The 12,743-nt window shown below is 63.5% G+C and carries 14 protein-coding genes; 9 read left to right on the top strand and 5 right to left on the bottom strand.

Features of this window, described 5'->3' with window-relative positions; all coding sequences use genetic code 11:
- Positions 1-14 precede the first annotated feature (14 nt).
- From rplT to infC, 3 genes are all read right to left on the bottom strand, one after another.
- The gene (gene rplT, locus GTW25_RS07810) at positions 15-416 is read right to left on the bottom strand and encodes a 50S ribosomal protein L20 (RefSeq protein ID WP_252911497.1); all 402 of its coding nucleotides are present in this window, start codon (positions 414-416) and stop codon (positions 15-17) included.
- Positions 417-448: 32 nt separating this feature from the next.
- A complete protein-coding gene (gene rpmI / locus GTW25_RS07805) occupies positions 449-658 on the bottom strand; it encodes a 50S ribosomal protein L35 (RefSeq protein ID WP_252911496.1) in 210 nt (69 codons plus the stop codon).
- A 248-nt stretch (positions 659-906) separates the two neighbouring features.
- Positions 907-1,443, bottom strand: coding sequence for a translation initiation factor IF-3 (gene infC / locus GTW25_RS07800; protein WP_252912037.1), 537 nt, complete (start codon positions 1,441-1,443; stop codon positions 907-909).
- A gap of 188 nt (positions 1,444-1,631) precedes the next feature.
- Between infC and GTW25_RS07795 the strand changes: the two genes are divergently transcribed.
- The 9 genes from GTW25_RS07795 to GTW25_RS07755 all read left to right on the top strand — a co-directional run bounded on the left by GTW25_RS07795 (position 1,632) and on the right by GTW25_RS07755 (position 10,432).
- Entirely contained in the window at positions 1,632-2,405 is a 774-nt protein-coding gene (locus GTW25_RS07795; protein WP_252911495.1) for an alpha/beta hydrolase, read from the top strand.
- Entirely contained in the window at positions 2,405-3,559 is a 1,155-nt protein-coding gene (locus GTW25_RS07790; RefSeq protein WP_252911494.1) for a benzoate/H(+) symporter BenE family transporter, read from the top strand. The genes GTW25_RS07795 and GTW25_RS07790 overlap by 1 nt, the downstream gene beginning before the upstream one ends.
- A gap of 300 nt (positions 3,560-3,859) precedes the next feature.
- Positions 3,860-4,291, top strand: coding sequence for a DUF2852 domain-containing protein (locus GTW25_RS07785; protein WP_252911493.1), 432 nt, complete (start codon positions 3,860-3,862; stop codon positions 4,289-4,291).
- A 105-nt stretch (positions 4,292-4,396) separates the two neighbouring features.
- Positions 4,397-5,155: a M48 family metallopeptidase gene (locus tag GTW25_RS07780; protein ID WP_252911492.1), complete on the top strand. Its 759-nt coding sequence runs from the start codon at positions 4,397-4,399 to the stop codon at positions 5,153-5,155.
- Positions 5,156-5,381: 226 nt separating this feature from the next.
- Positions 5,382-6,038, top strand: a complete 657-nt coding sequence (locus GTW25_RS07775) for a phosphoribosylanthranilate isomerase (protein ID WP_252911491.1) — start codon at positions 5,382-5,384, stop codon at positions 6,036-6,038.
- 10 nt (positions 6,039-6,048) lie between these two features.
- Positions 6,049-7,269 (top strand): tryptophan synthase subunit beta, encoded by a 1,221-nt coding sequence (trpB, locus tag GTW25_RS07770; RefSeq protein ID WP_252911490.1) that lies wholly within the window; start codon positions 6,049-6,051, stop codon positions 7,267-7,269.
- Between the two features lie 2 nt (positions 7,270-7,271).
- A complete protein-coding gene (trpA, locus tag GTW25_RS07765; protein WP_252911489.1) occupies positions 7,272-8,114 on the top strand; it encodes a tryptophan synthase subunit alpha in 843 nt (280 codons plus the stop codon).
- Between the two features lie 52 nt (positions 8,115-8,166).
- Positions 8,167-9,078, top strand: coding sequence for an acetyl-CoA carboxylase, carboxyltransferase subunit beta (gene accD / locus GTW25_RS07760; protein ID WP_372493090.1), 912 nt, complete (start codon positions 8,167-8,169; stop codon positions 9,076-9,078).
- A 22-nt stretch (positions 9,079-9,100) separates the two neighbouring features.
- Positions 9,101-10,432, top strand: coding sequence for a bifunctional folylpolyglutamate synthase/dihydrofolate synthase (locus tag GTW25_RS07755; RefSeq protein WP_252911488.1), 1,332 nt, complete (start codon positions 9,101-9,103; stop codon positions 10,430-10,432).
- 162 nt (positions 10,433-10,594) lie between these two features.
- Here the strand turns inward: GTW25_RS07755 and trxA are convergent, their stop codons facing one another.
- Together trxA and GTW25_RS07745 are read right to left on the bottom strand one after the other, a co-directional pair.
- Positions 10,595-10,915, bottom strand: a complete 321-nt coding sequence (gene trxA, locus GTW25_RS07750) for a thioredoxin (protein ID WP_252911487.1) — start codon at positions 10,913-10,915, stop codon at positions 10,595-10,597.
- A 142-nt stretch (positions 10,916-11,057) separates the two neighbouring features.
- Entirely contained in the window at positions 11,058-12,443 is a 1,386-nt protein-coding gene (locus GTW25_RS07745) for a M20/M25/M40 family metallo-hydrolase (protein ID WP_252911486.1), read from the bottom strand.
- Positions 12,444-12,743: the final 300 nt, after the last annotated feature.

The raw sequence follows: 12,743 nt of genomic DNA, 5'->3' as shown, positions 1-12,743 counted from the left end.
TGGGAAGCGCTGGCTCAGGCGACAGCGCGCTCAAACTCACCCGGTGTCTTGTCCTTGAGGTACTCGAGGGCACCTTTGGACTTGGCGACCAGGGCGGTGAATGCCGCCGGCTCATGAATCGCCAGATCGGACAGAACCTTGCGGTCGACCTCGATGCCGGCCTTGTTCAGGCCGTCGATGAAGCGGCCATAGGTCAGGCCATGCTCGCGGACGGCCGCATTGATGCGCTGAATCCACAAAGCGCGGAAATTGCGCTTGCGGTTCTTGCGGTCGCGGTAGGCGTATTGCAGCGACTTCTCGACCGCCTGCTTGGCGATGCGGATGGTGTTCTTGCGGCGGCCGTAAAAACCCTTGGCGGCCTTCAGAACCTTCTTGTGCTTGGCGTGGGACGTTACGCCCCTTTTGACTCGTGCCATGTCATGATCTCCTTAAAATCGGTTCTGAAAGCTCAAAGCCCGCCGCCGTTCGGCAGATAGTTCTTGATGACCTTCTTCCCATCGGGCTCGGCCAGAACCATCATGCCGCGCGCGTCGCGGATGAACTTGTTGGAACGCTTGATCATGCCATGGCGCTTGCCTGCGGCAGCCGCCTTGACCTTGCCGGAAGCGGTGATCTTGAACCGCTTCTTGGCCGAAGACTTCGTCTTCATCTTGGGCATTTTGCTTCTCCGTTTCTCTGCGCTCACGCAGGCCGGCTTGCACCGGCCGCTCCGCGAGGGCGTCGGATGACCGACGGCGGCCTTTCGACCGCTTCTCGCTTCGCTCGATATCGAGTTGAGCTTTTAAGCATTACGAGCCGACACGGCATGCCCTGCCGGACGGCTCATGAACGCGGAGTCTATAGCCGCGCCGACGATAAAACGCAACGGAGATTCGATCCGCTGCGCCGAATGCGGAAATTTGCAGCTCAGCGTGGCGCGAGCACCATCATCATCTGGCGGCCTTCGAGCTTCGGTTCGGCCTCGACCTTGGCGATCTCGGCGACTTCCTCGCGCACGCGGTTGAGCAGCTTCATGCCCAGTTCCATATGCGCCATCTCGCGGCCGCGGAAACGCAGTGTCAGCTTGACCTTGTCGCCTTCGTCGAAGAAGCGACGAACCGCGCGCATCTTCACGTCGTAATCGTGCGTGTCGATGTTCGGACGCATCTTGATCTCCTTGATCTCGATGGTCTTCTGCTTCTTGCGCGCCTCGGCGGCCTTTTTCTGGCTCTGATACTTCATCTTGCCGAGATCGGTGATCTTGCAGACGGGCGGCGTCTGGTTCGGCGAGATTTCCACGAGATCCATTCCTGCTTCCTCGGCGAGGATCAGGGCTTCATTGATCGACACGACGCCACGATTCTGGCCTTCGGCATCGATGAGCTGTACCTGCGGTACGCGGATGTCGCGGTTGGAGCGCGGGCCTTCTTTGGTCGGCGCCGCGGCTTTGAACGGTCTGCGAATGGTCGTAGTCTCCTCAAATCATTGACGTTCAGGACTGAATTTTCAGGCGGGCGCTGCAATGCGCTCGGCTATTGCGCGTGTCAATAACACGGCACGGGCAAAAAATCACGGGTCGCGCGAAAAACTGGCGATCTGTTGCGCCCATGCTATCAGATGGCGCAAATCGCTGCCGGATCAAGGAGAGGGACATGATCGAAGCGCCCGAACACGTCAATGTCGAGGGAAGCAACATCGCCTATCGCCACCGCGCGGGAGCCGCGCCGGGGGTCGTGTGGCTCGGCGGATATCGCTCCGACATGCTCGGGACCAAGGCAGAGGCGCTGGACGCCTGGGCGCGCGACAACAGCCGCGCCTTCCTGCGCCACGATTATTCGGGACACGGGGAATCGGGCGGCGACTTCAGGGATGGCACCATCTCGCGGTGGCTCGCGCAAAGCCTCGCAATCTTTCGGCAGAGGACCGAAGGCCCTCAGATCCTCGTCGGCTCGTCCATGGGCGCATGGATTGCGCTTCGCATGGTGCAGGAACTGCACAAGGCAGGCGAGGGCGATCGCATCGGCGCGCTTTTGCTGCTCGCCCCTGCGCCCGACTTCACCATGGAACTGATGGAGCCGGAACTGACCGACGCCCATCGCCGCGACCTCGAAACGAAGGGCTACATGGAAGAGCCGTCGGAATATTCACCGGAACCCAATACCTACACGCGCGCGCTGTTCGAGGATGGGCGGGCGAACCGCGTCATGGACGGCATCGTCGACACCCACTGCCCCGTCACGATCATCCAGGGTCTCGCCGACCCCGACGTGCCGCACACCCATGCGCTCAAGCTCGTGGAGCATCTGCCGGCCGACGACGTGACGATCTCGCTGGTCAAGGATGGCGATCACCGCCTGTCGCGGCCGCAGGACATCGCGCTGATCCTGAAGGCCACACAGGGGCTGGTCGAGCGGATTTGCGACTGATGCGGCTGTCGGTCGTCGTCTCCTCCTTCGTCGCGGCGGTCGTCGGCTTCGGCGGCACGCTGGCGCTCGTCATCGCAGCAGCCAGCGCCGTTGGTGCGACGCAGACGCAGACCGCGAGCATGGTGACGGCGGTGTGCCTCGCCAAGGCGGCCGAGACGCTCATCCTCTCGTGGTGGACGCGCATGCCCGTCATCACCGCATGGTCGACGCCCGGCGCGGCGCTGATCGGCGCGAGCGCGGGCTTCACGATGGGCGAGGCGGTCGGCGCGTTCGTCGGTGCCGCTTTGCTGCTGACGCTTACGGGGCTGGTCCGCCCGCTGACAAGGCTCGTCGCGCTGATCCCGTCCTCGGTCGCGTCGGGCATGCTCGCCGGCATCGTCGTGGCCTTCGTCATGGGCGCGGCGCGTGCCGCTGGAGCCGACCCAGTGCTCGTCCTGCCGCTGATCGTCGCCTTCTTCGTCATCCGCCTCGTCAATCCGGCGCTGTCGGTCCTCGTGGTTCTCGTTGGAGGCGTCGCGCTCGCTGTCATGCTGGGGCGGGTCGGAACGCTCCCGGCCTTCGAGATGTCGACTCTGGTCTGGACGACGCCGGAATTCTCGCTTGCTGCCTTCATCGGGCTGGCCGTTCCGCTCTATCTGGTCACCATGGCCTCGCAGAACCTGGCCGGCATCGCCGTCCTGCGCGCGGCAGGCTACGAGCCACCGGCCGGTGCGCTGATCGCGACCACGGGGTTCTTCTCGCTCGTCTCCGCTCCCTTCAACGCGCTCACCACCAATCTTGCCGCCATATCGGCGGCGATCTGCACGGACCCCGACGCCCATCCCGATCCGAAGAAGCGCTGGCTGACCGGGCCGTTCTACGCACTCTGGTACGTTTTCTTCGCGATCTTCGGTGCGTCGGTCGTCGCGCTTTTCGACGTGTTGCCGCCGAGCCTCATCCTGCTCGTGGCCGGCATCGGTCTGCTCGGCCCGCTCACCAATGCGCTGGCGCTCGCCATGGCTGACCCCGCCGAGCGCGCGCCTGCAATCGTCGCCTTCGCGGTCACGGCCTCGGGTGTCGCCGTCGCCGGTATCGGCGCGGCGTTCTGGGGTCTTGTGGCCGGACTTGCCGTGTTTTTTCTCGATCGCGTTGCGGCGCGGCTGCGCAGACGATGAAGGCAATCCTGCCCGGCTGATGAGGCGGAATCATTTGGCCATGGACCCCTGTGACAAGCACAGGGGTGACGGGATGAAGGTTCCTGGCAATCTCCGACGTAAGCGATTTCCATCACCCTTTCCGCCGTCACCCCTGTGCTCGTCACAGGGGTCCATGCCTCTATGGTCCCAAAACAACCCCGGTCCAGAACCATCCGCCACCCCGCCCATCCGATTTTTCTTGAAGTCGGTTTGCACCCTTCCCATCTGCTTTGGAGCAGTCACGAGGGCTGCAAGCCACCGGGAAAGGAACGGGTGACGATGACGAAGACCGCACTGATCCGTCCAGCATGGACGCCAGCCACCATCGCCTTGATGGTCATCGGCTTCATGGTGTTCTGGCCGCTGGGCCTCGCCATGCTTGCCTACATCATCTGGGGCGATCGCCTCGACGGCTTCAAGAGCGAGATGAACCGCGCAACCGACGGGTTCTTCTCCTCCTGCCGCAAGGGCGCTTATCGCACCAGCGCGCCGCGCACGGGCAACGTCGCTTTCGACGACTGGCGCGAGAAGGAACTCGCCCGCATCGAGGAAGAGCGTCGCAAGCTCGACGAGATGCGCACCGAGTTCGACGAGTATCTGCGCGAACTGCGCCGTGCCAAGGATCAGGAAGAGTTCGACCGCTTCATGTCGAAGAACTCACGCAATACGCCTGAAAAGCCTCAGAACGGCGAAATCCTCAACCCGGCCTGATCGCCGGTTTGAACGAACATGCCACGGCGCCGCTCATGCGGCGCCGTTTTCGTTTCAGGATCGTTTTTCGGATATTCACCGGTTCGAATCGTCTAGATTGACGCCATGGTGCTTGGTCTTTTCCGCTCCCGTCAGCGCGCGCCCGCTGCGCCGATCGTCCGCGATCATCGCGTCGCGGACCGAACCTTGCCGTTGCGCATCGTCGAGAACGCGCGCGCCAAGCGCCTGACCTTGCGCATCGACGCAGGGGGCAAGGGTCTGCGCATAACGATCCCGCCGGGCGTCGCTCCCCGCGAGGTCGACAAATTCCTTGAACGGCATAGCGGCTGGCTCGAAGCGCGTCTGGCAAAACTGCCCGGTGACGCGACCCTGCGGCCTGGCGCACGGCTTCCGCTGCGCGGCGTGCCGCATCTCATCGTCCACCGGCCGGGGCGCGGAACCGTCAGCATCGGCGATGCCGGCGGCGAACCGGCACTGATCGTCCACGGCGACGAACGCCACCTGCCGCGCCGACTGGCGGACTTTCTCAAGCGCGAGGCGAAGCGCGACATCGCGGTGCTGGTCGAAAAGCATACGGCAAGCGTCGGTCGCCCCGCCAAGTCGATCCGCTTCAAGGACACGACGAGCCGCTGGGGCTCGTGCACGTCGGACGGCGCGCTCTCCTTTTCCTGGCGCATCATGATGGCCCCGAAACCGGTCATCGACTACCTCGTCGCCCACGAGGTCGCGCATCTGAAAGAGATGAACCACGGCCCGAAATTCTGGGCGCTGTGCCGAGACCTATGCTCCCGCACCGACGAGGCCCGCGCCTGGCTGAAGAAGAACGGCGGCGCGCTGCAGGCGATCGGTTTCGGGGCGGATTGACGACAAAGTCCTGCCGTCATGGATGTAGAGGCCTGGATTCCTGTGACGAGCACAGGAATGACGGGATAGATGGTTTTGCAAATCTCTGGCGTGGCGAGTTCCATTACCCGTCTCGCCGTCATTCCTGTGCTCGTCACAGGAATCCAGGCCTCTACCGTTCAACCTCAAATGCGTGCCGAGAAGCCTTCTCCTCGACTTCGCCGCGTTTTCATGCCACTCGCCTCTCATGACTTTCGACATCAAGATCTGCGGCCTGAAGACCGAAGCAGCGGTGAATGCCGCGCTCGGCAACGGCGCGTCTCACATTGGCTTCATCTTCTTCGAAAAGAGCCCACGCCATATTGAGCCAGATGAGGCGCACCGCCTGCGCGAAGGCGCGCGCGGCAAGGCGAAGGCCGTCGCCGTCACGGTGGATGCCGATGATGCCGTGCTGGACGCCATCGTTTCCGCCATGTCACCCGACATGATCCAGCTTCACGGCAAGGAAACGCCCCAGCGTGCGTCCGAGGTGAAGCAGCGTTACGGCCTGCCGGTCATGAAGGCGTTCGCGGTCAGCACGCCTGACGATCTTGCGCTCATCGCGCCCTATCGCGGCATCGCCGACCGGTTCCTCTTCGACGCCAAACCGCCCAAGGGTTCTGATCTTCCGGGCGGCAACGGCGTGTCGTTCGACTGGCGCCTTCTCGCCGCGCTTGACCGCGATGTCGATTACATGCTTTCCGGGGGGCTCAATGTCGGCAATATCGGCGATGCGCTGCGGCAGACGAACCCGCCCGGCATCGACATATCGTCCGGCGTGGAAAGCGCTCCGGGGATCAAGGACCCGGCGCTGATCGAAGAATTCTTCGCGGCAATTCGCGCCGCGCGCGCCCAGATGGCCTGAGGAGATTTTCATGAACAGCCCGGTTGCGCCCAATTCATTCCGTACAGGCCCCGATCATGAGGGCATGTTCGGCATCTTCGGCGGACGCTTCGTCGCCGAGACGCTGATGCCGCTGATCCTCGATCTGGAGCGCGAATGGAACGCGGCCAAGGTCGATCCCGAATTTCAGGCCGAGCTGAAATCGCTGTCGACGCATTATGCGGGCCGGCCGTCCAAGCTCTATTTCGCCGAGGGCCTGACGCGGCATTTGGGCGGCGCGCGCATCTTCTTCAAGCGCGAGGATCTGAACCACACCGGCTCGCACAAGATCAACAATTGCCTCGGCCAGATCCTGCTCGCACGCCGCATGGGCAAGACGCGGATCATCGCCGAGACGGGGGCGGGCCAGCACGGCGTCGCCTCGGCGACTGTCGCGGCGCGGTTCAACCTGCCCTGCGTCGTCTATATGGGCGCGACCGATGTCGAGCGTCAAAAGCCCAACGTCTTTCGCATGAAGCTGCTCGGTGCCGAGGTGAACCCCGTTTCCGCCGGCCACGGCACGCTCAAGGATGCCATGAACGAGGCCCTGCGCGACTGGGTCACGAATGTCGAGGACACCTATTACCTGATCGGCACCGCCGCCGGCCCGCATCCCTATCCCGAACTGGTGCGCGAGTTCCAGTCGGTGATCGGCATCGAGGCACGCGCGCAGATGCTCGAACAGGAAGGGCGTCTGCCCGACGTCGTCATTGCGGCGGTCGGCGGCGGCTCGAACGCCATCGGCATCTTCCATCCGTTCCTCGACGATCCCGACGTGAAGATCGTCGGCGTGGAAGCCGGCGGGCATGGCCTGTCGGGCGACGAGCATTGCGCATCGATGAGCGCCGGCAGACCGGGCGTCCTGCATGGGAACCGCACCTATCTGTTGCAGGACGAGGACGGGCAGATCAAGGACGGCCACTCGATCTCGGCCGGCCTCGACTATCCCGGCGTCGGCCCCGAACACTCCTGGCTGCGCGATACGGGCCGCGTCGAATATGTCCCGATCATGGACGACGAGGCGATGGAAGCCTTCCAGCTCTGCACGAAGACGGAAGGCATCATCCCGGCGCTGGAATCGGCCCATGCCATCGCGCAGGCGATGAAGATCGCGCCGCAGATGCGCAAGGACGAGACGATCATCGTCAATTTGTCCGGCCGCGGCGACAAGGACGTGCACACGGTGGCCACGATGATGGGCATGGAGATCTGAGAATGACCGACACCCGCATCGACCGCCGCATGGCCGCATTGAAAGAAGAGGGCCGCCCCGCGCTCGTGACCTATTTCATGGGCGGCGACCCGGATTACGAGACCTCGCTGTCGATCATGAAGGCGCTGCCGAAGGCAGGTTCCGACGTGATCGAACTCGGCATGCCGTTTTCCGATCCGATGGCCGACGGCCCGGCGATCCAGGCGGCCGGGTTGCGCGCGCTGAAGGCCGGCCAGACGCTGAAGAAGACGCTCGCGATGGCGGCCGATTTCCGCCGCGAGGACGATGAGACGCCGATTGTGCTGATGGGCTATTACAACCCCATCTACATCTACGGCGTCGAGCGTTTCCTGACCGACGCCAAGGCATCCGGCATCGACGGGCTGATCGTGGTCGACCTGCCGCCCGAGATGGACGCCGAATTGTGCGTCCCGGCGTTGAAGGCGGGCATCAATTTCATCCGCCTCGCGACGCCCACGACCGACGACAAGCGCCTGCCCAAGGTTCTCGAAAACACGTCGGGCTTCGTCTATTATGTATCGATGCTCGGTATCACCGGTTCCGCGCTGCCCGACACGACCAAGGTGGCCGGTGCTGTCGCCCGCATCAAGGGCCACACGGATCTGCCGGTCTGCGTCGGCTTCGGCGTCAAGACGGCCGAGCAGGCCCGCGCCATTGGCGCGTCGGCGGATGGCGTCGTCGTCGGCACGGCCATCGTCAACGCGGTCGCCAATGTGCTCGGGCCGAAAGGCGATAAGACCGCCGATCCGGCCGAGGCCGTGGCGACGCTGGTGTCCGGTCTGGCGCAGGGCGTGCGGTCCGCGCGCCTTGCAAAGGCAAGCTGACCGGCCCATCTCCAATCGAACGGCTATAACGGATAAAAGAACAGGCCCCGCGATGAACTGGATCACGAATTACGTCCGCCCCAAGATCAATTCGATGCTCGGCCGGCGCGACATGCCCGAGAATCTGTGGATCAAGGATCCCGAGACGGGCGAGATGGTGTTCCACAAGGATCTGGAGAGCAATCAATATGTGATTCCGGCGAGCGGCTATCACATGAAGATCTCGGCGAAGGAGCGGCTGCGCTACTTCTTCGACGATGGCATATACGAGACCGTCGAGAACCCGAAGGCGCCCGTCGATCCGCTGAAATTCCGCGACGAAAAGCGCTATACGGACCGCCTGCGCGACGCCAAGGCCAAGACGGGCATGGAAGATGCCGTCCTCAACGGTGTCGGCACGATCGAGGGCCTGCCGATCGTCGCGACGGTTCAGGATTTCGCCTTCATGGGCGGCTCGCTCGGCATGGCGGCCGGCGAGGCGATCATTCGCGGTTTCGAAACTGCGATCGAGAAGAAGCGCCCGCTGGTGCTGTTCGCAGCTTCGGGCGGCGCGCGCATGCAGGAAGGCATCCTGTCCCTGATGCAGCTCGCCCGCTCGACGGTCGTGGTCGACCGGCTGAAGGAAGCCGGCCTGCCCTATATCGTCGTTCTGACCAATCCGACGACGGGCGGCGTGACCGCTTCCTACGCGATGCTGGGCGACGTTCACATTGCCGAGCCAGGCGCCCTGATCGGCTTTGCCGGTCCGCGCGTCATCGAGCAGACGATCCGCGAGAAGCTGCCGGAAGGCTTCCAGCGTGCCGAATATCTGATGGAGCACGGCATGGTCGACATGGTCGTCTCGCGCCTCGAACTGAAGTCGACGATCGCGCGGCTCCTGAAGATTCTGACGCACACGCCGCTGGAGCCGGTGCCCGCGCTCGCCGATTTGTCGCACGAGGCTGACGAAAAGACCGCCGCCTGACACTCAGCATCGGAGCCCGGCCATGACGCTTTTGACCGCCGAGCAGCAGATCGAGCGGCTGATGTCGCTGCATCCGAAGGGTTTCGACCTTTCGCTGGAGCGCATTCGCGATCTGCTCGAGCGCCTCGGCAATCCGCAGGATCGCCTGCCGCCGGTGATCCACATCGCCGGCACCAACGGCAAGGGGTCGGCGGCCGCCTTTTCGCGCGCTTTGCTCGAGGCTGGCGGCCGCACGGTCCATGTCCACACCTCGCCGCATCTGGTGCGCTGGCACGAACGTTATCGTCTGGGTGAAGCCGGCGGGGGAAGGCTGGTCGACGACGCCGTCTTCGCCGAAGCGATCGCGCGCGTCGCAAGCGCCAATGAAGGTCGCACGATCACCGTATTCGAAATCCTGACCGCCGTCGGCTTCGTACTCTTTTCCGAGCATCCGGCCGACGCGACGATCCTTGAGGTCGGGCTCGGCGGGCGCTTCGACGCGACCAATGTGATCGCCCGCCCCGCCGTCTCCGTCATCATGCCGATCTCGCTCGATCATGAGGCGTATCTGGGCGACCGGGTCGAACTCATCGCCGCCGAAAAGGCCGGCATCGTCAAGCGCGGCCAGCCCGTCGTCATCGGCGCGCAGGAACATGACGCCGCGCGCGAGGTGCTGATCGATGCCGCCGAGCGGCACGGGTGCCCGGTTCTGATCTACGGACAGGATTTCATCGCCTATGAGGAAAACGGCCGGCTGATCTATCAGGACGATGACGGGCTGATGGACCTTGCCTTGCCGCGTCTGATCGGCCGCCACCAATATGCCAATGCCGCGACCGCCATCGCCGCGATCAAGTCAGCCGGCTTCGACGGCTCGCTGCGCGTGGCCGAACGCGCGATGAAGAAGGTCGATTGGGCGGGCCGCATGCAAAGGCTGGCCGAGGGCCGGCTCGTCGACCTCGCGCCGGAGGGTGCGGAAATCTGGCTCGACGGCGGCCACAATCCGGGCGCCGGAACCGTCATCGCCGAAGCCATGGCCGAACAGGAGGAAAAGCGCCCGCGTCCGCTGTTCCTCATCGCGGGCATGATCAACACCAAGGACCAGTCGGGTTATTTCCGGGCGTTCGAGGGCATGGCTCGCCATGTCTTCACGGTCCCGGTCACGCATTCGGAGTCCGGCGTGCCCAATGATGAACTGGCCGCGCGGGCGATGGAGGCGGGCCTGACGGCCGAGCCGGTCTCGTCGGTGGAGAGCGCCCTGCGGCTTCTGGCCGAAACCTGGGACAGAGCCGACGCGTCGCCGCGCATCCTGATCTGCGGATCGCTCTACCTCGCGGGCGAGGTTCTGGAAAAGAACGGCACGCCGCCAGTTTGATCTTGTAGCCGAAATGCATCGGGAATGCTGAGGCATGGACCCCTGTGACGAGCACAGGGGTTCCATGCCTCGATAGTTCCGCCACACCGACGGTTCGGAACCACGGCCGACATAAAAAACCCGGCGCGAGGCCGGGTTTTTGGTTTGCGGTCCGATCGGCAATCAAACGTTGCCGCTGATCCAGGATGACAGCGCCGTCTTCGGAGCCGCGCCGACCTTCATGTCGGCCACTTCGCCGCCCTTGAAGATCATCAGCGTCGGAATCGAGCGCACGCCGAACTGTGCGGCAAGTTCCGGGTTTTCGTCGATATTGACCTTGGCGATCTTCACCTTGCCGTCGAGCTCGGTCGCGATCTCGTCGAGCGCAGGGGCGATCATCTTGCACGGGCCGCACCATTCGGCCCAGAAGTCCACGACCACCGGCCCGGCCGCCTGCAGCACGTCTGACTGGAAATTGTTCTTGTCGATCTTGATCGCTGACATTCGGGAACTCTCCTTGAAACCTGCGTGTTCGGCCTGATGTGGTGGTATGTCGCGCCGGCTTCAAGCGTGCCGGCGGCCAGAATCATTGAAGCTCAGTTCAGCACGGATGAACGGCGCTTTCAAACGCCGATCGTCGCATCCGTCATCCCGCCTTCCCGAGCGCGCCCAGCTTTGCCAGCATCGCCGCGCCGGATCTGATGCCGTTGATGAAGCAGTCGATGGTCAGGTTCTCGTTGGGCGCGTGATTGGCCTCGTCGGCATTTGCGTAAGGCACGAAAAAGGCCGGAATGCCGAGAATCTTCGTGTGGACATAGTCCGGCCCGCTCGCGCCCAGCGCGGGATAGAGCAGCGGTTCGACGCCATGCGCGGCGGTCAGGCCCTGAACGATGGCGTCGGCATAGGGCGTGTCGATCGCCGTCTTCGAGGGCAGCATCGAGCCGTGGCGGATGAATTCGACGTCGGGCGCATGATGGCGCACATGCGCTTCCACCTTGGCGAACACGTCTTCCGGGTCCATGCCGTCGACAAGGCGCATGTCGCATTTGGCGATCGCTTCGGCCGGCAGCACCGTCTTGGTGCCGGGACCGCCATAACCGCCATGCAATCCGTTGATCGTCAGGGTCGGGTGGAACATCAGCCGGTCGTAGAACGGACGGTCCTTCGGTGCGTCGAGTTCGGAAAGTCCAAGCTCGTTCATGAATTCGGGCAGGTCGAGCGGTAGATCGGCCGCGCGTGCGCGGTCGACATTGCTGGGCGCGATGATGTCGTCGTGGAGCCCGTCGATGGTGATCGCGCCCGCGTCGTTCTTCATGGTGCCGAGAAGATGCACCAGCTTCCAGATCGCGTTCGGCATCACGCCGCCGTAATTGCCCGAATGCGTGTCGCGGTCGGCGGTCTTCGCCTTCAGGTCGAAACTGACGATGCCGCGCACGCCGAAGGTGACGATCGGCCGGCCCGAAATGTGCAACGGACCGTCGGCGGTTATGACGAGATCGGCCTTCAGCCGGTCGCGGTGCTTGCGGGCGAATTCGGCGATGTGCGGCGAACCGATCTCCTCTTCGCCCTCGAGCAGCACGATGATGTTGCAGGGCAGATCGCCATGAACAGTGAGCCAGGATTCGATCGCCAGAAGCTGCGCGAAGTGCTGGCCCTTGTTGTCGCCGACGCCGCGCGCATAGATACGACCGTCCCGGATTGTCGGCTCGAAGGGCGGGCTGACCCAGGCTTCGAGCGGTTCGGGCGGCTGCACGTCGTAATGCCCGTAAAGCATGACGGTCGGCACGTCCTTGCGGTCGCCGCGCCGCGCGACGACCATCGGATGGCCCTCGGTCTCGACGGCCTCGGCTTCCATGCCGAGTTTCCCGAGCATGCCGACCAGCATATCGGCGACTTCGCGGATGCCGATATCGTGCGCGCTGATCGAGGGATGCCGGACATAGTCGATAAGGCGTGAAATAAAGCTGTCCCGGTTCGAATCGATATGCTCGAAAATCTGCGCAAGCCGGTCGTCGACGAGTTGCTTCGTCATGTGCGTCCTTCCCGTTAGTGATCTGCGAGGTGCCTAGCATCGTCGTCGCCGTCCGGCAAAGCACACGCTAACGAACCCGCTGGTGCAGGCAGATTACGTTGCGTCTATGGGCGATCACCAAATGCAACCTGTGGTAAGGTTGTCATGTAGGGCCAATTCTTCTAGCGTCCGGCTCCTGGGGATAATCTCTAAAAAGAGGCGCACGACGCCTCGAATATCAAGAACACCTGACGACCAATGGAGAGGGTCTATATGATGATGTCACGTTCGCGACGGATTGGTTTCGGTCTGCTTGTTTCG

It is taken from the genome of Aliihoeflea aestuarii, from assembly GCF_024105665.1.
GTDB classification, from domain to species: Bacteria; Pseudomonadota; Alphaproteobacteria; order Rhizobiales; family Rhizobiaceae; genus Aliihoeflea; species Aliihoeflea aestuarii.
The sequence above is the reverse complement of the archived record's forward strand: the minus strand, read 5'-3'. Positions and strand labels throughout refer to the sequence as shown.